The 22757-nt window shown below is 31.6% G+C and carries 24 protein-coding genes; 10 read left to right on the forward strand and 14 right to left on the reverse strand.

Features of this window, described 5'->3' with window-relative positions; translation table 11 throughout:
• Positions 1–30: 30 nt before the first annotated feature.
• Positions 31–1140, forward strand: coding sequence for a T9SS type A sorting domain-containing protein (locus EYD46_RS02575; protein ID WP_130935484.1), 1110 nt, complete (start codon positions 31–33; stop codon positions 1138–1140).
• A 56-nt stretch (positions 1141–1196) separates the two neighbouring features.
• On the opposite strand, the gene ribB is transcribed toward EYD46_RS02575, so the two are convergent.
• The 7 genes from ribB to tpx form a co-directional block, all read right to left on the reverse strand.
• Positions 1197–2357 (reverse strand): 3,4-dihydroxy-2-butanone-4-phosphate synthase, encoded by a 1161-nt coding sequence (gene ribB / locus EYD46_RS02580; protein WP_371870103.1) that lies wholly within the window; start codon positions 2355–2357, stop codon positions 1197–1199.
• A gap of 16 nt (positions 2358–2373) precedes the next feature.
• Positions 2374–4434, reverse strand: a complete 2061-nt coding sequence (locus EYD46_RS02585) for an LptF/LptG family permease (protein WP_130935485.1) — start codon at positions 4432–4434, stop codon at positions 2374–2376.
• A gap of 14 nt (positions 4435–4448) precedes the next feature.
• On the reverse strand, positions 4449–5087 hold the full coding sequence (locus EYD46_RS02590) for a LolA family protein (RefSeq protein ID WP_130935486.1): 639 nt from the start codon (positions 5085–5087) through the stop codon (positions 4449–4451).
• 19 nt (positions 5088–5106) lie between these two features.
• The gene (locus EYD46_RS02595) at positions 5107–7497 is read right to left on the reverse strand and encodes a DNA translocase FtsK (protein WP_130935487.1); all 2391 of its coding nucleotides are present in this window, start codon (positions 7495–7497) and stop codon (positions 5107–5109) included.
• Between the two features lie 137 nt (positions 7498–7634).
• The gene (locus EYD46_RS02600; RefSeq protein WP_130935488.1) at positions 7635–8078 is read right to left on the reverse strand and encodes a DinB family protein; all 444 of its coding nucleotides are present in this window, start codon (positions 8076–8078) and stop codon (positions 7635–7637) included.
• 9 nt (positions 8079–8087) lie between these two features.
• Entirely contained in the window at positions 8088–8453 is a 366-nt protein-coding gene (locus EYD46_RS02605) for a diacylglycerol kinase family protein (protein ID WP_130935489.1), read from the reverse strand.
• Complete coding sequence (gene tpx, locus EYD46_RS02610; RefSeq protein WP_130935490.1) at positions 8446–8952, reverse strand: thiol peroxidase; 507 nt, start codon at positions 8950–8952, stop codon at positions 8446–8448. Before tpx ends, EYD46_RS02605 begins: the two co-directional genes overlap by 8 nt.
• Before the next feature lie 270 nt (positions 8953–9222).
• Between tpx and katG the strand changes: the two genes are divergently transcribed.
• A complete protein-coding gene (gene katG / locus EYD46_RS02615) occupies positions 9223–11442 on the forward strand; it encodes a catalase/peroxidase HPI (protein WP_130935491.1) in 2220 nt (739 codons plus the stop codon).
• A gap of 78 nt (positions 11443–11520) precedes the next feature.
• Entirely contained in the window at positions 11521–11991 is a 471-nt protein-coding gene (locus tag EYD46_RS02620; protein WP_130935492.1) for an ankyrin repeat domain-containing protein, read from the forward strand.
• A 223-nt stretch (positions 11992–12214) separates the two neighbouring features.
• On the opposite strand, the gene EYD46_RS02625 is transcribed toward EYD46_RS02620, so the two are convergent.
• From EYD46_RS02625 to nhaC, 6 genes are all read right to left on the reverse strand, one after another.
• The gene (locus EYD46_RS02625; protein WP_130935493.1) at positions 12215–12691 is read right to left on the reverse strand and encodes a hypothetical protein; all 477 of its coding nucleotides are present in this window, start codon (positions 12689–12691) and stop codon (positions 12215–12217) included.
• The gene (locus EYD46_RS02630) at positions 12688–13209 is read right to left on the reverse strand and encodes a restriction endonuclease (protein ID WP_130935494.1); all 522 of its coding nucleotides are present in this window, start codon (positions 13207–13209) and stop codon (positions 12688–12690) included. Before EYD46_RS02630 ends, EYD46_RS02625 begins: the two co-directional genes overlap by 4 nt.
• Positions 13210–13404: 195 nt before the next feature.
• The gene (locus tag EYD46_RS02635; RefSeq protein ID WP_130935495.1) at positions 13405–13662 is read right to left on the reverse strand and encodes a DUF6952 family protein; all 258 of its coding nucleotides are present in this window, start codon (positions 13660–13662) and stop codon (positions 13405–13407) included.
• A complete protein-coding gene (locus tag EYD46_RS02640) occupies positions 13643–13957 on the reverse strand; it encodes a thioredoxin family protein (protein WP_130935496.1) in 315 nt (104 codons plus the stop codon). Before EYD46_RS02640 ends, EYD46_RS02635 begins: the two co-directional genes overlap by 20 nt.
• Before the next feature lie 76 nt (positions 13958–14033).
• Entirely contained in the window at positions 14034–14675 is a 642-nt protein-coding gene (locus EYD46_RS02645; protein WP_130935497.1) for a peroxiredoxin, read from the reverse strand.
• Positions 14676–14889: 214 nt separating this feature from the next.
• A complete protein-coding gene (nhaC, locus tag EYD46_RS02650) occupies positions 14890–16383 on the reverse strand; it encodes a Na+/H+ antiporter NhaC (RefSeq protein ID WP_130935498.1) in 1494 nt (497 codons plus the stop codon).
• A 109-nt stretch (positions 16384–16492) separates the two neighbouring features.
• Here nhaC and EYD46_RS17670 point away from each other — a divergent pair, with 109 nt between their 5' ends.
• Together EYD46_RS17670 and EYD46_RS02655 are read left to right on the forward strand one after the other, a co-directional pair.
• Positions 16493–16669 (forward strand): hypothetical protein, encoded by a 177-nt coding sequence (locus EYD46_RS17670; RefSeq protein ID WP_165454322.1) that lies wholly within the window; start codon positions 16493–16495, stop codon positions 16667–16669.
• 503 nt (positions 16670–17172) lie between these two features.
• Positions 17173–18195 carry a metal-dependent hydrolase gene (locus EYD46_RS02655; RefSeq protein ID WP_130935499.1) on the forward strand — a complete coding sequence of 341 codons (1023 nt, stop codon included), beginning with the start codon at positions 17173–17175 and terminating at the stop codon, positions 18193–18195.
• A 6-nt stretch (positions 18196–18201) separates the two neighbouring features.
• Here EYD46_RS02655 and EYD46_RS02660 read toward each other — a convergent pair whose 3' ends face one another.
• Complete coding sequence (locus tag EYD46_RS02660) at positions 18202–19407, reverse strand: aminotransferase class I/II-fold pyridoxal phosphate-dependent enzyme (protein ID WP_130935666.1); 1206 nt, start codon at positions 19405–19407, stop codon at positions 18202–18204.
• 159 nt (positions 19408–19566) lie between these two features.
• Here EYD46_RS02660 and EYD46_RS02665 point away from each other — a divergent pair, with 159 nt between their 5' ends.
• The 5 genes from EYD46_RS02665 (at position 19567) to EYD46_RS02685 (ending at position 22753) form a co-directional block, all read left to right on the forward strand.
• A complete protein-coding gene (locus tag EYD46_RS02665; RefSeq protein WP_130935500.1) occupies positions 19567–20028 on the forward strand; it encodes an Lrp/AsnC family transcriptional regulator in 462 nt (153 codons plus the stop codon).
• Positions 20025–20651, forward strand: a complete 627-nt coding sequence (locus EYD46_RS02670; RefSeq protein ID WP_130935501.1) for a CPBP family intramembrane glutamic endopeptidase — start codon at positions 20025–20027, stop codon at positions 20649–20651. Before EYD46_RS02665 ends, EYD46_RS02670 begins: the two co-directional genes overlap by 4 nt.
• Before the next feature lie 77 nt (positions 20652–20728).
• Positions 20729–21244: a hypothetical protein gene (locus EYD46_RS02675; RefSeq protein ID WP_130935502.1), complete on the forward strand. Its 516-nt coding sequence runs from the start codon at positions 20729–20731 to the stop codon at positions 21242–21244.
• A gap of 10 nt (positions 21245–21254) precedes the next feature.
• Entirely contained in the window at positions 21255–21980 is a 726-nt protein-coding gene (locus EYD46_RS02680) for a hypothetical protein (protein WP_229731260.1), read from the forward strand.
• Positions 21953–22753 (forward strand): sensor histidine kinase, encoded by an 801-nt coding sequence (locus EYD46_RS02685; protein ID WP_130935503.1) that lies wholly within the window; start codon positions 21953–21955, stop codon positions 22751–22753. Before EYD46_RS02680 ends, EYD46_RS02685 begins: the two co-directional genes overlap by 28 nt.
• Positions 22754–22757 lie beyond the last annotated feature (4 nt).

Here is a 22757-nt window from a genome sequence, read left to right on the forward strand (position 1 = left end):
AGCTATATAAACCTTATAAAGCTATTAATCATGAAACAATTTTTACGATTCTTAATATTCATAGTCTACTTTCTATTTTTTAATGTTACATCTTCGCAAACGTACAAGCTTGACGAAAAACGAATTTATTCTTATGATGATTTCAATGATATTTGGGTGCAAAATACCACAGAAACTTATACCTATAATAATGGAGGTAATAAAGAAACCAGTATAATAGGCACTTCATTTCCTTCAGGTAATAATCAATATAGGCATACAAAAACTTATGATGTAAATAATAATATAATATCAGACTTAAAACAAACTTGGAATATTAGTATGACACAATGGGAAGATGCTTCTAGGGATACATATACTTACTATTCTGGTACAAGTAATATTAAAGATATTACAACTTATAGTTTTAATGTGGGATACAATACATTTAAGGTATTATATGAGTATTCTGGAGCAGATATTACTAAAATAACATTCCAAGATGGCAGTAGCGGTACTCTTATTAATTTCCAAAAATATGAATATACTTATAATTCATCAGGGCAGCCAGCTACTGAGGATGATTTTGAGTGGAATACATCTACTAATATGTGGGAGTTAGACGAACGTGGTGCAGCTAATTATACTTCAGGTCTAAGAGAACTTATAACTGAGCAATTAAATGGTGGTAACTGGGAACTTTTTGAACGTTATTTAACGTATTACACGATATCAATTGAAAAGGATAATGAGCATATTCAACAATATAGAAGTGGAAGTAACTGGATAAACAGTGATAGGGAAACAAGTACTTATGATGCAAATGATAATAAAACGGAATACATTTTTTACAGTTGGATATCTTCTGCTTGGGAACCCTATTATAAAGAAGAAATGAATTATTCTATGGCAGTACCTTTAAGTACTAATTTGTTTGAAAGTGAGACCATAAAAGTGTATCCTAATCCAGCAACAGATTTTGTTACTATTTCAACTCAGAAACAAATCGATAAAATTGAATTATACAATGTTTTAGGGTATAAAGTTTTGGAAGCTAAAAATACTAAAATAGTAAATGTACAAAGTTTAAACGCTGGGGTTTATTTACTTAAGCTATTAAATAATAAAACGTCTGTGACAAAAAGAATTATTTTGGAATAAAGATGCTATTAATTGAAAAAAGGGGAGTGGCAATATCTTGTTTTGAACTCCTCTTTTTAATATTTAACATATTCTACAATTTCTAAACCATAACCAATCATTCCAACTCGCTTAGTTTGCGCACTATTTGAGATTAATCGTAGTTTATGAATATCTAAATCATGAAGTATTTGAGCACCAATACCAAAATCGCGAGTATCCATATTTATCCTAGGAGCTTTTAAAACCTCGTTGTCTTTTTGATTGTTTTTTAAAAATTCTAAACGATTTAAAATATTAGTAGCCTGTACTTCTTGATTAATAAATATAATGGCACCTTTTCCAAAATCATTAACAGCTTTAAACATGGTATTTAGTTGCTCATCAACATTATTGGTAAGGGTTCCTAGAATATCATTATTTATTAAAGTTGAATTTATACGTGTTAATACAGGTTCATTATTTTTCCACTGTCCTTTTGTGAGTGCAATATGTATTTGATTATTAGTAGTTTGTTTATAAGCGCGTAATCTAAAACTACCAAAACGTGTATGAATTTCAAAGTCTTCTTTTTTCTCGATAAGAGAATCGTGTTGCATGCGATATGCTACTAAATCTTCAATAGAAACAATTTTAAGATCAAACTTTTTAGCCACTTCAATTAGCTGAGGCAACCTTGCCATTGAACCATCTTCATTCATTATTTCAACAATAACTCCTGCAGGTTCTAAACCAGCTAATCTTGCAAAGTCTATAGCTGCTTCTGTATGTCCTGTTCGTCGCAAAACACCACCTTCTTTAGCAACTAACGGAAAAATATGTCCTGGCCTTGCCAATTCAAAAGATTTTGTATCGTTATTGATAAGTGCTTTCACTGTTTTAGATCTATCGCTTGCAGAAATTCCAGTAGTAACACCATTACCTCTCAAATCAACAGATACAGTAAAAGCCGTTTCCATAGGATCGGTATTATTACTTACCATCATATTTAACTCAAGCTCTTTACATCTATTTTCAGTAAGTGGTGCGCATATTAAACCTCTTCCGTGTGTAGCCATGAAATTTATCATCTCAGGAGTCACTTTTTCGGCTGCAGCCACAAAATCTCCTTCATTCTCTCTATTTTGGTCATCAACAACAATAATCACTTTACCTTTTCGGATATCCTCAATGGCATCATGAATAGTATTTAACTTAAATTTTGTGGTGCTTTCTGTAGTCATAGGTTCTACTATCATACTGCAAAGATATTGCTTATTTTAAACTATCTAAACAATTTTGCTTTAAGTCTTCCTTCATTTTATGCCTTAAAAAAACGAAAGTAATCATGTACAATACTATCCCAATCACAAGTAAGAATATATTAGGGTATCTTTTAGGGCTGTTAATATGCTTGTAGAATGCATTAATATTAACAATAGATTTTATGTAATATATGATAAACAAAACAAGAGAAACTACACTTAGTTGAATAGATGCAGACTCTAAAGAAGGTAATTTGTTGTTTTTAAATACAAAGAACAGTATTAATAATACAACACCAATAATGTAGAGTGTAATTGAGAATTTTGAATGATCCTTATAATCTTTTGAAATGTTTTGGGAAGTTTTAAAATCGTTATGTTTAAATAAACCTTTTTCTTGAAGTTCTTGTGTAGAAACTTCTCTATTATTCAATAATTGGATGGCTTCATATCTTGTAGCTTCAGAATAGCCTAAGCTTTCGTAATTAGCAACAGCATCAAAAAGCTTATCATTAGTAAATGATGTCAAAAATTTAAAACTTTCTTTGTCTTTTTCTTTAATTCTAAAGAATTTTTTGAGAGGAACAGTAATGCTATCAAAATCAAAAAGTCCTTTGTCGGCAGTTGCACGTATTGTTAAAAACACACTTAATGGAAGCATGATTAGTGTAGAAAACCAACTTGCCAAAATAGGATTAAAGCCACCATTTTTAGCACTATTCATTGCGAAAATACCAATAAAGTGATACGTTAAAAATAACAAAATAGCAATAACCATTGGTAACCCAATCCCTCCTTTTCTTATTAAGGCTCCAAGCGGGGCACCAACGAAAAATAATATAATACAAGCAAAAGGGAGTGCTAATTTTTCATGAAAGGAAATGATGTGTCTATTATACCACTTTATTTCTCTTTCAAGCGGCTCTTCTTTATTTTTAAAAAGTTGATCTATACTATTAATGGCACTTATAGCATTAGTAACAATTTGAGAGTTTTTTTTATTGCTAAATAAATCAGTTAATTTACCTGAGTAGACAGAGTCTAATAAAATAGTCTTTTTTCGAGCTTTTTTTCTGTTTTTTTCTAATTTATTTTTGCTGTTATTTAAACCTTCTTGAGAGAAGTCTTCCTGAGAATCAAGTGCTTGTAGTGGTTTAATAGATTTATCAATGCTAGATCGTTGGTACATCACATTGCTAAAATCATTCATTGTTTTGTCATGCTTTATTGTGAGTGAATCAATAGTATAATCCAACTCAGAAATATTAAGCATGCTATATTTATTTGAATAGGATTTATCATCTATATCTACCTTGTTAAGATTAGATAAATCAATATTCATAGTATAAACTTCAAAACTACTTTTAGCGAAAGGATGTTTTTTCTTTTCTTTTAACTTTTTAGGTAAAACATCTTTGTAATAATTGCCATTATATAATATCAGTTTTAAAACATTAGAGTTTTCACTACTTACTAATTCTCCTGTTTTTGCAGTAATTGTAGTTGTGTTTTTTAATCCACGATTGCCTTTTTCATGAATTACTACATCTTCTAAAAATTGCCCTCTATCTCCTGACTTTTTTGCAACTTTAATATTGTAAGCTGTTGATTCTATTTCATTAAATTGTCCTTCGGCTATTGCCATAGAGGGTTTAACCTTAGCTAAATTTTTTCTTAAGTTGAAAAAATTATACTCTCCCCATGGAATTACATTGTTAGAAAACCAAAATGCAACGAAACCTAGTGATACAATAAATACTCCCAAACTGGCCATTGCACGCTGCAAAGAAATACCAGTAGATTTCATGGCAGCAAACTCGTAGTTTTCTGCAAAATTCCCAAACACCATAATGGATGTTAGTAATATGGTAAGTGGTAATACTAATGGGATTAATTTAGGTAAACCATAGATAATAAACTTTAGGATAGTATTTAAATCTAAGTCTTTCCCAGCCAACTCTTTTATGTATAGCCATATCATTTGCAAAACAAAAATCAATAGCAAAATAGAGAATACACTTAAAAATGTTCTAAGGTATGTGGTAAGTATGTAGCGATCTAGAATTTTCACGAGGGTAAGACTACCTAATCAATTTTATTGATGTAATAATCTTGATATTTATCTTCATCAAAGGTAAATAAGGTTTTTGATAATAGCTCATTCGTTTTAAAAGAATTAACGGTTAAGGTCGTTTTAGTACCATTTTTACCTACCTGTATTAAATTATAGATGTGTTTTGTAGTGGCATCAATTCCCAAAAGTATATAATCAATTTCAGAATTTGAATCAATTGGAGTAAGCTTTACATATTGAATTTTTCTGCCTTTTATATTTTGAACAATGTCCATATCATAGGTGTAACCATCTTCATAAAAAGAAAGCATTTTACTTGGAGTAATCGCATCAATCTCATCTTCAGTTTGTGATGTTATAGTTACTTCTTCGTCTTCTGGACTTATAGTATAAAGTGTTTTTCCATCATAAAGACGAGTAATACCAAGGATATTTAATTTGTATTTTTCGCCTTCTAAAACAACATCTCCTCGAGTTTCTTGTTTTATGTTTTCTGCGGTATTTTCTAGAATATATTTAAAATCTATAGCTATGTTATCATAGCCTTTTACCTTTTCGGAAACTTCACTTAATAGAGTTTTTCCTTTGTTTTGAGAAAACCCAGAAAAGGTTACAAATACAACACATATTATGGTAATTAGCTTTTTCATTTTTTTATTTAATACAAAATTACATATTTTCATTTTCTAATAGCTCGTCAAGAGATGCCAAATCTGGTACTAATACTTGCCTAGCTTTACTTCCTTCAAAAGGACCAACAATACCGGCAGCTTCTAATTGATCAATTAAACGACCAGCTCTATTATATCCCAATTTAAGTTTACGTTGTAATAGAGATGCCGAGCCTTGTTGTGCTGTTACAATTACAATGGCTGCATCTTTAAACAACTTATCTCTATCTTCTATATCTATATCAAGACTTGTGCCACTTTCTTCACCAATATATTCTGGTAGCATATAGGCATCTGGATATGCTTTTTGAGCACCAATAAACTCAGTAATCTTTTCTACTTCTGGCGTATCAACAAAGGCACATTGTATACGAATCATATCGTTACCTTGTGTATACAACATATCACCACGACCAATAAGTTGATCTGCCCCAGCACCATCTAAAATTGTTCTTGAATCTATTTTAGAAGTAACTCTAAATGCAATACGCGCAGGGAAATTGGCTTTTATTATACCTGTAATCACATTAACAGATGGGCGTTGTGTAGCTATAATTAAATGAATACCAATTGCTCTTGCCAATTGTGCTAAACGGGCAATAGGGGTTTCTACTTCTTTACCTGCAGTCATAATTAAATCTGCAAACTCATCTACTACTAAAACAATATAAGGTAAGAATTGATGACCATCATTTGGGTTTAGTTTTCTAGCTTTAAACTTACTGTTATATTCAGCTATGTTTCTACACATAGCGTTTTTAAGAAGCTCATAGCGATTATCCATTTCAATACATAAAGAGTTTAATGTATTGATAACTTTAGTATTATCTGTAATGATAGCTTCTTCACTATCAGGTAATTTAGCTAAATAGTGTCTTTCTATCTTATTAAAAAGCGTTAATTCAACTTTTTTAGGATCTACTAAAATAAACTTAACTTCAGCTGGGTGTTTTTTGTAAAGTAGAGATGTTAATACTGCATTTAAACCTACAGATTTACCTTGTCCTGTAGCACCAGCCATTAATAGGTGTGGCATTTTTGCTAAATCTACAACTAATGTTTCGTTACTAATTGTTTTACCTAAAGCTATTGGTAGCTGCATTTTAGATTCCTGAAACTTCTTAGATGCAATTACCGATCGCATAGATACGATAGTTGCATTTTTGTTAGGCACTTCAATACCAATGGTGCCTTTACCAGGAATAGGTGCAATAATACGAATACCTAGTGCAGAGAGTGATAATGCAATGTCGTCTTCTAGGTTTTTAATTTTTGAAATGCGAATACCAGCTTCAGGAACAATTTCATATAGTGTTACTGTGGGACCAATGGTTGCCTTAATGCTGGAAATTCCTATTTTATAATTATTTAAAGTATCAACAATTCGGTTTTTATTTTCCTCAAGCTCATCTTGATTAATAGTAATGCCCTCAGTGTCGTATTTTTTTAACAAGTCAATATGCGGAAATTGATAATTGCCTAATTCTAAAGTTGGATCATATAAACCAAAATCTTCAACAAGTTTATTAGCTAAGTTATCCGTTTCTGTAATTTCTTCTTTAACGGTTTCAACTTTTATCTCTAGTTCAGTATCTTCTTCAGGCTCGGGTTCAGCAATTTTAACTTCGATTGGTGTTGTTTCTTTAACAGGTATTTCTTGTTGCTTTACAACCTTTTCTTTCGGACTATTATCTAGAGGTATATCAAACGCACTTTTTATAGCTTCAGCTTCTTCTGATAAGTTATTGTCTACAACAAAGGTGTCTTCCTTTAATTCAGAAAACTCATTTTTAATATCTTTTTTGGCATTTGAAAATAAGCGCTTAAAACTTTCAAAAGTTACTTTAAATCGCATAGCCAGATAGGTAATAAAGCCCAAAATCAACAATAGTACAGTGCCAATTTTACCAATGTAATCTTGTAAAAATCTATTGACTTCAAAACCAATAGTACCTCCCAAAATATCATGTTTTGAAGAAAAGAAACCTAAACTAATCGAAAGCCAAATCATTATTAAAATACCCCAAAACCAATGTTTTCTTAGTTTACTCTTTTTAATATCCATCAATACATATATACCAGATAGAAACACTAAACCAGATATAATAAAAGCAGCTACCCCAAATCCGCGGTGGATGAAGAAATAACTCAACCACGCACCAATTTTGCTTAACCAATTTTTGGTTTCAACATTACGTGATGCAAATTCTGAAAGCGCACTTTGATCGGCCTTACCAGTAAAGAAAAATGATATAAAAGATATACAGAGAATAATACCAAAAATTACCAAAAAACTGCCAAAAACTAGCTTTTGTTGACTAGACAACTTAAAGCTTGGTTTTTTTAATTTTGGTTTAGTAGGTTTTTTAGTTTTGGTTCTCTTCGCCATTGATATGCCTTAGTTTAAGCAAAAATACAAATTACTAACGTTTATCCTAGGTGTATTAGTATTTTTAAAGTTGGTTTACTTTAACAGATGAAGCACAAGTTTAAAATCAAAAAAATATTCTCCTAAAAGGAACTGTCTTAATTCATAATTTGATTTAAATGATAACTCAAGTGATCAACGTAGTCTTTTATCAGAAACTTCAAATCAACTATTGTTGTATTGTTAGTATGAACTTTATAATTCAAAGTTTCTTCGTTTTGGTTTTTTATTACAAATAAAATCCGATTATTGAGTGCTATCCATAAATCAAGTAGCTCTTTAGTATCTGCACTTTGATAATGATTTGCTTTTACTAATTCATCTTGACTGTATTGTTTGATTATATATGGCTCAGTTTCAAACTGAATTTCAGTAAACCTTTGAAGATTATTAATGGCAGAGTCAATTAAATGACCTAAAATTTCTTTTTTTGACCACTTTTTCGAAGATAGTTTTTTTGAAAATTCTATTTCAGGAGCATTAGCAATATAGTTCAACCCATCGCTTAGTAGCAATTCAAGTTCACTTATGGTTTTATTCATAAATTTAATTTAGAATTTTGGGATGTAAATTATGCAACCCATAATAGCTGCGCAAATTGCGGCAATAAAAACCGCTCCAGCTGCTACATCTTTAATATAGCCTATCTTTTTATGGTACTCTGGATGTACAAAATTGGCAACTTCCTCAATAGCTGTGTTTACGCCTTCCAGCCCAATTATAAGAGCTATGGTAAGTATTTGTATAAGCCACTCGGTTTTTGAGATTTCAAAATAAAATCCAGCTATAGTTACTAAAACAGCAACCCCAAGCTGGATTTTTATACTAGATTCCTTAGTAATTAATAATATCGCTCCTTTAAGCGCATAGCCTACGCTTTTTAATCGGTTTACTAAGAAAGATTCTTTTTTAGGCATCGTAAAGCGCTTCTAAAGCTGCTTTGTAGTTAGGTTCCTCTCCTGTTTCTGGAACTTGCTCATTATATAATACTTTACCAGATGCATCAGCTACAACTATGCTTCTTGATAGCAAAGCATCAAAAATTCCGTTAGTGAATAATACGCCATAATCTTTTCCAAACTGTCCAGTTTTAAAATCTGAAAGCATTACTACATTATCTAAACCTTCTGCTGCACAAAATTGTTCTTGAGCAAAGGGTAGATCTCTCGAAATACACAATACTTTTGTGTTTTCTAACTCGTTAGCTTCAGCATTAAACTGTCTTACAGAAGCTGCACATACTCCGGTGTTAACGCTAGGAAATATATTTAAAATCAATCTACTTCCTTTAAAGTCTGCTAAAGTTTTTGAAGATAAATCTATTGCTATTAATTCAAAATCTGAAATTTGAGAACCTACAGCAGGTAGCTCTCCGATAGTTTCTACTGGGTTTCCTCCCAATGTAATGTTAGCCATTTTTTTGTTTTTAATTAGAGCTAATAAAAGTAAGCATATTTAATGTAATGCATAAATAATTAAGAATCTTTTAGAAATTATTATAATAAACTATTGGTTAGTAATATGCAGTATTTTTAGTTATTTGTAAAAACTATTGTTTTTTGAGTGTTAATAAATTTTATCGATTTTAATATAATTTATAAAAATGTTCCAAGGGTTTAGCAAGGTTAAATTATTACTACTTTTAAGCTATCTAAAAAATATCATCACTTTAAAAACATAATACACATGAGTAGTAGTAATCCACACGGGAAAGCTTGGGATGTAAATAATTCTGATGCTGGACAATGTCCGTTTTTAAGCGGTACACAAAAACAAACTGCAGGGGGAGGAACCAACAACCGCGATTGGTGGCCCAATGAAATTAAGCTAAATATTTTAAGGCAACATGGCAAAAGTTCTAATCCTTACAATAAAGATTTTGATTATGCCAAAGCATTTGAGAGTATAGATTTTCCTTCTTTAAAGCAGGAGGTTATTGATATTATGACAGATTCTCAAGATTGGTGGCCAGCTGACTATGGACACTATGGGCCATTTATGATTAGAATGGCTTGGCACAGTGCAGGCACTTATAGAGTTGGTGATGGTAGAGGAGGAGGAGCGTCAGGTACGCAGCGTTTTGCGCCTTTAAATAGTTGGCCAGATAATGGTAATTTAGATAAAGCGCGTTTGCTGTTATGGCCCATTAAAAAGAAATATGGTAAAAAATTGTCTTGGGCAGATTTAATGATTCTTGCAGGTAATTGTGCCTTAGAATCTATGGGCTTTAAAACTTTTGGTTTTGCAGGAGGACGAGAAGATGTATGGGAACCAGAGCAAGATACTTATTGGGGAAGTGAAACAGGATGGTTAGATAACGATGATCGTTATGATACAAGTGATGGCGATTTAGAAGGACATTTAGGAGCTGTTCACATGGGACTAATTTATGTTAACCCTGAAGGACCTAATGGTGTGCCAGATCCTATGAAATCTGCTCATGATATTAGAATTACCTTCGGAAGAATGGCAATGAACGATGAAGAAACAGTTGCTTTAGTTGCTGGTGGACATACCTTTGGAAAAGCACATGGAGCAGCAGATCCAGATAAATACGTTGGTCCAGAACCACACGGCGCTTCTATTGAAGAGATGAGTACTGGCTGGAAAAACACGTATAATTCAGGTGTATTAGATGATACAATTACTAGTGGTTTAGAAGGTGCATGGACACCAAACCCTACACAATGGGATCATGAGTATTTTGATGTATTGTTAAATTACGATTGGGAATTAACAAAAAGCCCAGCAGGAGCAAACCAATGGACACCAAAAAATGCAGATGCTAAACAAGCACCTGCAGCTGGAGGAAATGGTACACAAGCCTTGATGATGTCTACAGCAGATATGGCTTTGAAAACAGATCCTAAATATTTAGAGATTTCAAAACGTTTCCATAAAGATCATGCTGCTTTTGAAGATGCATTTGCAAGGGCTTGGTATAAGTTAACACATCGCGACATGGGCCCAATAGATCGTTATCTGGGGCCTGAAGTGCCTCAAGAAGAGCTAATTTGGCAAGACCCCATTCCAAAGGTTAATTATACATTAAGTGAAACAGATATTGAAAAGCTAAAGAAGATGGTATTAGCTTCTGGATTAACTATTTCAGAAATGGTAAAAACGGCTTGGGCTTCGGCATCAACTTATAGAGATTCTGACAAACGAGGAGGCGCTAATGGTGCACGTATTCGTTTAGAACCACAGCGTAGCTGGGAAGCCAATAATCCTGAAGAATTATCTAAAGTATTACACGTACTAGAAGGTGTTCAGAAAGATTTTAGTGGAGATGTTTCTATGGCAGATTTAATTGTTATAGCTGGTAATGCTGGTATTGAAGAAGGGGCTAGAAATGCGGGTCACAATATAGAAGTACCATTTTCTCAAGGCAGAGGAGACGCGTCTCAAGAACAAACTGATTTAGAATCTTTTGGATATTTAGAACCTTTAGCAGATGGTTTTAGAAATTACATTAAAGATGAATTAAAAGTTGCTGCAGAAGACTTATTAGTAGATAAAGCAAATTTGATGAATTTATCAATTCCTGAAATGACAGCCTTAGTTGGAGGCTTAAGGGTTTTAGGTGGGAATTTTGATGGTTCAAATCATGGTGTATTTACAGATAATATCGGTCATTTAACCAATGATTTCTTTACTAATCTTCTAGATTTTGCATACACTTGGAGTGCAACATCTTCTGATGATCGTATTTTTGAAGGCAAGGATAGAAGAACAGGTATTGTAAAGTTTACAGGTACACGTGCCGACTTAATATTTGGATCTAATACTGAATTAAGAGCTATTGCTGAAGTTTACGGAGCTAATGATGGAGAAGCGCAATTCGTTAACGATTTTGTAGCAGCTTGGGCTAAAGTAATGGATGCTGATAGATTTGATTTAAAATAGTTGAATAGATTAATAGTTGAAAGTTGGGATGAACATATAGTGATGTTTATCCCAACTTTATTTTATGTATGATATATTATGGATGACATTGCAAGTTTTTTTGGAGCGATTCAATCGGGAGATACTAGCCAAATAGAAGTACTTTTAAAATCTAACCCTGAATTAGTTAAAGCTACAGATCAAAGAGGGTTTACGCCATTAATTTTCGCAGCTTATTTTGATAAAAAAGCTATAGTTGAAATCCTTTTAGGCTACAACGCTCCAGTTGATGATACTGATGGTTCAGGAAATACAGCACTTATTGGTGTTGCTTTTAAAGGGAATACCGATTTGGCAAAGCTATTACTTAATAAGGGTGCTAATATTAATGCCCAAAATAACCTAGGATATACGCCCTTAATCTTTGCAAGTATGTATGGGCAAACTAAAATGGTAGCGTTGTTATTGCAAGATCATGCCGATGCTACAATACAAGATAATGAAGGGAAAATTGCATTGGATTATGCTGAAGAAAAGAAGTTTCGGGAGGTTATTGGATTGTTGAATTGATTTTTTTGAGAGTTTCGTTTAACGGTCTAGTATATGGCTCGTAGCGTGTATGTAAATTAGCGATTATTTTCGGATTAAACATAAGCCAGATTTTTAAATTTTACCATTTATGTTTTATATTGGAAATCGTCAAACTTAAAAATTTGGCGACTTTCCAAATATGCTTTAACTTTGTTTAAACAACTGATTAGCTATGAGCTATATACGTTGTTGCCAGTAGTACTTATTCATCGGACAAAAGTTTAATTATTGCTACTGCTGCAATACCACCTAAAAGCCATCCTAAAGCGCTATTGTTTTCAGATTTTCCTTTCGCATTTTTAATTCTTGCTTTAATATTCTCAATCTGTTGATTTGGATAATTGCGATTAAATCTTACGAGGTTATTATGATTTAATAATTCAGATGCAATATTTACAGAGTCTTCAATTAAAAGTAGATTCGGTACATCATTTTCTACAGCTACTTGCCATTCGTTAAAAACATTTTGATTTCTGTCGCCATATTGAGTAATAAGTCCAATAAAAAGAGACGATTTTAAAATACTATTATGAGTTGACATTTGCACAATGTGCATATAATCGTCATAACTTGAATTTATTGAATAGCCTTCTTCTCTCAATAAATTTGAGAGTAGAGTTAGCACAAATTGTTCGCTATCTCTTAATGCGTATGATATAAAAGCTACTTTATTATTCATAATTCAAGCTTTAATTTTTCTAATCTTAAATCTCTTTCTTTTGAGTATTCATAATACTTTGGAAAGTACTGATTATGTAAAGTTCCAACGAAACCAAGAATTTGTCTGTAATGATTTCCATTCCAAATCTCGTATGCAACACCGTTTTTTTCTTTATTTCTTAAATTCTCAAATGTATTTGTAACTCCAACGTGAACAGAACCTTTTACTATTAGTAAATATCCGCAAGCATCATATTCACTTATCAATGTTGGTATATTTATTTGGTCAAGATGACTTTTCAATAAATTGTCATAAAACTTACATTGAACAATCCACTTTCGTTCATAGGTAACAATCGTGTCGTCAATCATTAAAGTAACTAAAATATCTCTTCCGCCATCTGGACCTCGACCAGAAGGTTCTACCTTAACAGTTGTAATTTGATTCGTGTCCAATCTTTTGATTTCTCGGAAGTAGTCAGCTGTGAGGTCTTCAAATTCCTCCCAATCATTTATTTCGTTAAAATCAATTTTCATTTATGCGTTTTTCTCGTATTACTGGCAATGTGTTGACGGATATGCGCCGTTATGATACTGAAACGAGTTAAGCACAAGTGGCTTATATCTGGCGTTAAACGAAGGTAGTTGAATTTTTTTACAAAGTCAATTTTGAAGAAACAAAAAAGCCACCTCAAAATAGATGGCTCTAGATATAACATTTCTCTTTTTCAATTAAGTATCAATAGCCCCCATAACACGACTCATAAAACTATTTAATGCTTCTTTTTTTGGTGTACCGTCCTTAGTTATTTTATTAACTTCAAGCGCACCATACATATTAGAGATCAATTCGCCTATAACATCTAATTCTTCGTCTTTTAAAGAAGGTACTTCGGTTAAGGCTTCTAGGGTTTCTATCGTTTCCACAATAAAATCCTCATCGTTGTCTTCTATAAAATTGGTTAGATGTTTAATTACTGGTAACTTCATTCACTAAATCTTTAAGTACATCAAATTTATTTGTCTGTACTTGGTTTATAAAAGTACCGTTCTTAAAAGCAGCAAATGTTGGCAAATTATCAACTGTGGCTAACTTTCTAGACTCTGGGAATTTTTCAGCATCAGCAATAACAAAGGTGATATTTTCTAATTCTGATGCTAACTTTTTAACTTTTGGTTTCATTATGCGACAGTTACCACACCAAGTTGCTGAATATTGAACTACAACCGTATCGTTTCCTGATATTAATTCTTGTAAATTATCTTGTTCTAATTCTTTTACCATAACACTATCAATTTTAAAATTCCAAATTCCAAAGGTGATATTGGAACTTGGAATTTAGATTTTGGAATTTGTATAATTATACGTGTGCCGCTAAATATTCAGCAACACCGTTTCTATTAGCATTCATAGCATCTTTACCTTCTTCCCAGTTTGCAGGACAAACCTCTCCTTTTTCTTGAACGTGAGTTAAAGCATCTACTAAACGTAAATACTCTTGTACATTTCTTCCTAATGGCATATTATTGATACTTTCATGTTGTACAACACCTTCTTCATCTATAATGTAAGTAGCTCTGTAAGTTACATTGTCTCCATCAACAGTTACGACTCCAGTCTCTTCGTTGTAGGTTTCGTTTGTAATGTCTAAAATACCTAGAGTAGAGGCTAAGTTTCTGTTAGAATCTGCTAAAAGCGGATAAGTAACTCCCTCAATACCACCATTGTCTTTCTCAGTACTTAACCACGCAAAATGTACTTCTGGGGTATCACAAGATGCACCAATTACAATGGTATTACGCTTTTCAAATTCCCCTAGAGCAGCTTGAAATGCATGTAGTTCTGTTGGACATACAAAAGTAAAATCCTTTGGATACCAAAATAAGATTACTTTTTTCTTGTTGTTTACTGCTTCTTCTAACACGTTTAACTTAAATGTATCCCCTAAATCGTTCATTGCGTCTACATTTAAACTTGGAAATTTTTTTCCTACAAATGCCATAATTATCTATATTTTATATTGATTAATAATTTTAATTTTAAGCAAAATTATCATTTATAATAGCTGTAAAAATAGATTGCAATTATTAAATCTTATCGATGGATAGTAAATGTGTATCGATTCAAAAATCAGTGCTAAATTTTGAGAATTATACAAAGATTAATGATTAGAATTATCAAGTTGATAAATGATACTGTAGCGAGATAAAGTATTCTTATTTAGTTTTTGAAAGCTGTTTAATTTTTATTCTGAAAGCAGCGAAAAGAAGTGTCATGAATGGACTTAAAATACTAAAAAAAGCGTATGGAATATATGCTGTTGCACCAGCATAACCAAACAAGACTTTTGAATGATAAGCTCCACAAGTATTCCAAGGAATTAAAACAGAAGTTACTGTTCCTGAATCTTCTAGAGTTCTACTAAGGTTCTCAGGAGCTAAACCTCGATCTTCATAAGCTTTTTTGAACATTTTACCAGGGACAACCAAAGCTAGATATTGATCAGATGCAGTTAAATTTAAAGCTAGACAACTCGCCACAGTGCTTGCAAAAAGGCCAAAAGTAGTTGTTGCCATTTTTAATAATGATTTTGTAATTCTAGATAATGCGCCTATGGCATCCATTACACCTCCAAAAACCATAGCACAAACAATAAGCCAAATAGTTCCAAGCATACCACTCATTCCGCCTGCAGTAAATAAATCATTTAATTCTTTACTACTAGTTTGTATAGAAGTGTCAACAGTTAAAGCATTCATTACTCCTTTGTAAGCAGATTGAAAATTTAAGGATTCAGCACCAGCTATACTAGTAACAATATTTGGTTGAAAAATAATAGCTGTAACCCCTCCCAAAAGCGAACCTGTAAGAAGTGCTATTAACGGTGGTGTTTTTTTTATAATCATAAAAATCACAAGTATTGGAATTATAAATAGCCATGGGGTTATATTAAAAGCACCACTTATAGCTTGCAATTTATCATCTATTTGTGGCGTCCCAGAAGTATTTAAATTGAGACCAATAATTATAAAAACAATAAGAGTTATAATGATGGTAGGTATAGTGGTTAAGGACATATATTTTATATGTGAAAAAAGTTCTCCACCAGCCATTGCTGGTGCTAGATTAGTAGTATCACTTAACGGCGACATTTTATCCCCAAAGTAAGCTCCTGAAAGTACAGCACCAGCAGTCATTCCAATAGAAATACCTAATGTTTCTCCAATACCTACTAGAGCAATACCTACTGTTGCTGAAGTAGTCCATGAACTTCCAGTTGCAATAGAAATAATTGAGCAAATTATGACACAAGCTGCTAAAAAAATTGTAGGGCTTAGTATTTGAAGTCCATAATAAATCATTGTAGGTATAATTCCACTAATTAGCCATGTTCCTGCTAAAGCACCTACCATTAATAAAATTAAAAGAGCTCCTGTAGTAGATTTTATATTTTCAGCAACTTCCTCAAGCATTCTTTTGTAAGTTACTTTGTTTCTAAAACCTATAATAGCAGCAACAGCAGCACCTAATAATAATATAAACTGATTGCTCCCACTTAAGGCATTGTCTCCAAAAACATAAATATTGTATGCAAGCATACCTACTAAAGCAATAACCGGAATTAACGCTTCCCAAATACTCAACTCGGTATTTTCAACAATATTTTGGTCGTTGGCCTTAAATTCTGAGATATTTTTATTGTCCTCCATAGTAACTTTTTAGTTAAGTAATGTTACAATTTTATTGATTGCTTTCAAAATAATGTGACGCTTAAGATGTTTTGTGTCATAATTTATTGATAATCTAGAAATTTCTGTTATGATTTTTATAATATCTTTATTAGTGCTTGTTATTTTGTATGCTTTGGCAAATGATGGGTTCACTTCAAACTCTAATCACAAGGAACTTAAAGACTTCGATAAGGAAAAAGAAATAGAAAATGAAGTTACGTCTATACAAACTATTTTGGATTTTGATTTTGAAACTTTAATATAGCCTGATGAACTATGTATACTTATAAAAAAGCAGAAAGTGATTAGTAAGTAAAAGTTCTATGTAGTAACCTTTAATCTTATTATGTTTTAATATTAAATTTTAGAAAATATCTTAATTTACATTTTAGCACATTGTATTGCTACAATAAAAAAATAAAAAGGTCTCTCTCAATTACTTTTATTAATCATATATAAACCTTTATGCGCAGATTGGTATTGTAACTATTATACCCTTATCTACATTAGATATTTATACTTCTTTATCTGTCAATATCACTATAACTTCTGCTAGTTTAACTCTAGACGAAACTATTCTTGGTGGAAATCATAATATTAGCTTACATAGAAGTTTTAGCAACACTCATAGCTATTACGGAACTGCTTTAGGGTTTCGGTCTATTACTGAAACAGGAAATGTTAATGGAGCAAGAGTTGCTGTATGGCTAAGAAGAATACCTTTATAGTCATAAATTAAAAAGTTAGTTAACTTTGCTAACTTTTAATATGGATTCGCTAACTCAAATTGTTTTAGGAGCTGCTTGTGGAGAAGCAGTTTTAGGAAAAAAGATAGGAAACAAGGCTTTACTATTTGGGGCTATAGGAGGGACAATTCCAGATTTAGATGTTTTAGTAGGAGGCTTGCTCTATGGAAATGAAATTGATGCTATGTTATTTCATAGAGGTTTCATGCATTCTATTTTATTTTCTGTTTTAGCAGCTTTTCTTTTGGGTATAGGTGTTCATAAACTCTATGACTTTGGAAAGCGAAAAAATACTACAACTAAAAACAATTGGATATCTCTATTTTTCTGGTCTTTATTTACTCATCCTATTTTAGATGCTTTTACCCCTTATGGGACACAATTATTTACGCCTTTTAGTAATTATAGAGTAGCTTTAAATAATATTGCAGTAGCAGACCCAGCATACACTTTGCCATTTTTAATTTGTATTATAGTTGTAATGTTTTTTAAACGCTCATCTAGTAAGAGAAGTTTATGGTTAAAATTAGGTATTGGTATCAGTTCCGCTTACTTATTATTTACCCTAGGAAACAAACTATATGTAGACTCTATTTTTCGAAAGTCTTTAAAAGATGCAGAGATAGGTGCCGTTAGATTTAGTACACAACCAGCCATTTTGAATAACATATTGTGGTATGCTATTGCAGAAACAAAGTCTGCCTATTATGTAGCAGATTATTCTTTGTTAGATACCAAAAATAGATTTTTGAATTTCACAAAAATTCAAAAACAACGTGATTTAACACCGTCTGAATATGATGATGTTAAAAGATTATCGTGGTTTAGTAATCAATATTATAGTATTTATAAACTAAATGATAATGAATACCAATATAACGATTTGCGTTATCCACTTTTAGATTTAAAAAACCCAAATACTTCAGTATTTAGTTTATCGTTATATAAAGAGAATAATAGGTTAAATATGAAGCCATTTGAGCCCAAATTTGATGATATGGATAATGTATTTAAGTCCTTGTGGATACGTGTAAAGGGTATCTAAATTACCTTAGTTTTTTAATATTCCTAATTCAACCATACAGTTTTGCATCATTTTATAGGTTCGTTTAATATCAGCATCTAGACCTATTGAGAATCGGATAAGCCCATCACTTAGTCCCATATTGCGTTGTTCTTCTTCTGAAATTTCTGAAGATGTAGAAGTTCCAGGAGCAGAGAATAACGTTTTATAAAACCCTAAACTTACAGCTAAATACCCCAAATTTCGATGTTGCATTAGCTCCATAAGCTCATTGGCTCTTTTTAAAGACCCAACATCAACAGTTAGCATACCACCAAAACCATATTCTGTATTCATCATACTTTTGAATAACTCATGCGAAGGGTGTGATTTTAATCCAGGATAAACAGTTTTTAAACCATCAGCTTTAAATTTTTTAGCCAAATACAATCCATTTTTACTATGTTGTTGCATCCTTATGTGTAATGTCCTCAGGTTTTTTAATATTGAAGATGCTCTTAAGCTATCCAAGGTAGAGCCAAGTAGCATTCCTGCCCCATCATTCACGTTTCGTAAATCGTTAATGAATTTTTGTGTACCGCAAACTACACCACCAACAGTATCACTGGAACCATTGATGAATTTTGTTAAACTATGAATAGTAACATCAGCCCCTAGCATAGCAGGAGAAATAGATAATGGAGAAAAGGTATTATCAACAACTAATTTTAGGTTATATTTTTTAGCAATTTTAGAAAGTGCTCTAATATCTGCTACTTCTAAAAGCGGATTACTAACAGATTCGCAATACAGCACTTTAGTCTGTTTCGTAATTACTGCTTCAACATTTTCTATTTTGGTAATATCTACAAAGGAAGTTTCTATATTAAATTTAGGTGTAAAGTTTTTAAAGAACGCGTAAGTGCCACCGTAAATAGTTCTACTGGAAACTATATGGTCTCCAGCATTACATAATTGCATAATTACAGATGTAATTGCTCCCATTCCAGAAGATGTAACAGTAGCAGTTTCAGTATTTTCCATAGCAGCTAATGCTTCTCCCAGATATAAATTAGAGGGAGAGGAATGACGTGAATATAGATAACATCCATCCGCATTACCTTCAAAAGTATCAAACATGGTTTTAGCAGAGAGAAAGGTATAGGTTGAGGTATCTGAAATAGATGGGTTAACCCCACCAAATTCGCCAAAATACTGTAAATCTTGTATGTTATTTGCAGGTTTAAAACTCATGGTAAATACATTGAAATCATAATGCAATTTCACTGTTTTTAGAAATAAAGTCAATATGAATCATGTTTTTTAGAAAATAAATCTTTTAATTTTACTATTTTTAGAATAAATATTTAAACTATCCTTTTAATTTTAACTTAAAGCGAAATTTTTTCAATAATGGTTTTTGATAAAATTGACAAAAAACTACTAGAGCTTTTACAAAGTGATAGTAAACAAACTAATAAAGAACTTTCTAATAAATTAGAGCTTTCGGTAACTGCGGTTTATGAGCGTATTAAAAAATTAGAAAAAGAAGGGTTTATTGAGGGCTACACAGCTGTAATTAATAAGCAAAAAATTAATAGAAATTTTGTTGCGTTTTGCCACATAAAATTATTGCAACATAGCCAAGAGTATGTGTATAGTTTTGAAAGACAGGTAAATAAGTTAGATGAGGTTTTAGAGTGTTACCACCTTAGTGGCGATTATGATTATCTTTTAAAAGTTATTGTAGAGGATATGGTTTCTTTTAGAGCGTTTATAGTAAAAAAGCTTACGAGTATCAATCATATTGGCAGTACGCACAGTATGTTTGTTATAAATGAAGTAAAGCAAACTAATATAATTCGGTTTTCATGAAGTCCATTAGTTATAAATGTATAGAGCTCTTTATCATATTTATTTTGATACCTGTGAGTTTTGCTTTTAATTACTCTATGTATATTAAACTAACTATAGGTTTATTGGGATTTATTTATGTAGTTTATGTGCTGTTGAAAGTAGAGTTAGAAAGATTTAAAATAGCACAAAACTTAAATTGGAAACTCTTTTGGAAGCAAACATCAATAAGGTTCTTAGTTATAGCTCTGCTAACAACTGTATTTTTATGGATAACTAATAAAGAGGATTTATTTGTTGTATTACTCCGTAAGCCAAAGCTTTGGGTATTCATTCTATTCATATATTCCTTTTTTTCAGTATATCCACAGGAATTGATTTATCGTACACTCTTTTTTAAACGTTATTCTAATCTATTTAAATCTAAAACATTGTTAGTATTTGTTAATGCTATTTTATTCGCATTAGCACATATTTTTTTTAAAAATACCTTGGTAATCATTTTTACCTTTTTTGGAGGCATTCTATTTGCCCTAACATATTTAAAAACAAAATCAACACTACTAGTTTCTATAGAACATGCTATTTATGGTTGTTGGTTATTTACCGTTGGTATTGGGGAGATGCTCGGATTTCCTAGCTAAATATTTAAATAAAATCGTACATAATTAAATCTTTTTGCTATTTTTATTGAAGCTATTATTAACTAACAATATTAAATATGAAAAATTTAGGATCAATTATTTTGGGATTTATTATCGGAGCATTATTAACCTATTTCTTTTGTCCAAGACCAACTGGAGACGATATGCATAGTATGGATAGAAAAATTAGAGCACCTAAGGATACTATTTCTGTAGTAAAGGCAACCCAATTATTTAAGAATTGGCAACGTAATAATCCTACTGAAATAGACTCCACATTAGAAGTAGAGGGGTCTAGAAAGCAAACTACCAACGTCGCTTGGTCTCTAGATGTTGTAAGGGATTATTTAGACTATGCTGAAGCTGCAATTGATTCTTCGGGTTATAAAATGACAGGTATTGCAGTATTTATGGGAAATTATGGTAAAAACTCTGACCCCAAGATAAAAAATAGAAACACATTATTTATTGCACCTACTGTTGATGGAGGATTGTCTAAGGCTAGTATCATGGATCTTGTGTTGCAAAGTGATCCAAATAATAAACCTCCATTAAATGCAGGATCAGGAGGAAATGGTGGTTATCCCCAATAAAGTTTAATTTGTGATAGAATTTCTTCTAAGTAATTATATACAGCTAACTTTCACTGTAGAAATTATTGCTGCATTAACAGGTGTGATATATTATAATAAATATAAAACTACACCTGTTAAATATTTTATATACTTTCTTGTATTTATATCATTGGCAGACATACTTGGTGTTTACAGTTATTATGTGAAACCAAATGGGGCTCTGGGGTTTTTAATAGGAACAAAATTTGAAAAAAACCACTGGTGGACTAATACTTACTGGGTAATAGGAGCTCCCTTATTTATTTGCTTTTATTATCGACAAATATTGAATACAGAATTCTTTAAAAAAGTACTTAAATATAGTAGTTATTTATTTTTTATATTTTCAATTTGCTTTGTGATAACAAACTGGGAAGCATTTTTTCACTCATTTTTTATTATACTTAATTTAACAGGTGCTGTATTAATTACTATTAGTGCAGTCTTTTTTTTTGTGGAAATTTTAAGTAGTGAAGATATCTTGGTATTTTACAAATCCATTAACTTTTATATCACTGCCGTTATATTTATTTGGTGGCTTATTATAACACCTCTTACATTTTACGATATATATTTCAAATATGAAATTGGAGTTGGGCATATTGATAAAGAGTTCATGTTTTTAAGACACAAAATTTACTTATTCGCTAATATATTTATGTATTTAACCTATACCTTTGCTTTTATATGGTGCAAACCGGAGAACGAATTGTAAGTAGTGCTTCAGAGCGCTATATGTTATTGTATATGATTGCTGTTTTGGTAATTATAACATCACTTGTTATTATATTTTTCGTAGTATTCCAAAAACGAAAAAACAAGTTATTATTAGATAAAATCAAGCAACAGCGTGCTTTTGAGGAGGAAATGGTAAAAGCGCAAACCGAAACCCAAGAGCAAACCTTAAAAAATATTGGTTGGGAACTACATGATAATGTAGGGCAATTGTTGTCTTTTGCCAGTATGCAATTAAGTATTTTAAAAATGCAGGTTTCTAATGATGTTAGGGATAAATTTAAAGATACCACAGAGGCTTTAAGTAATGGACTTAAAGAAGTACGTGCTTTATCCAAAACCCTAAATAATGATGTGATTTTAAATATAGGTTTTGAGAAATCCATTACCAACGAACTGGACCGCTTAAAACGTATGAAGTTTACATCTGCAGAATTAAAAATTGTTGGTAATAAAATTAACTTTAAAGATAAGAATCACGAGATTATTATATTTAGGATACTTCAGGAGTTTTTATCTAATTCCGTAAAATATTCCGAAGCAAAAAATTTAAATATCACATTGGATTATAAACTTGATAGCATTGTTATTATCGCTAAAGATGATGGAAAGGGGTTTGATATTAACGAAGTAGAAAAGGGTTCTGGTTTAATTAATATGAAGAGTAGAGCAGAACTTCTTGGAGCAACACTTCAACTAAAATCTAAGCTTAATGAAGGCGTAGAATTAATGTTGTTATACCCTTTAAAATAAGCCT

It is taken from the genome of Hyunsoonleella pacifica (assembly GCF_004310335.1).
GTDB lineage: Bacteria > Bacteroidota > Bacteroidia > Flavobacteriales > Flavobacteriaceae > Jejuia > Jejuia pacifica.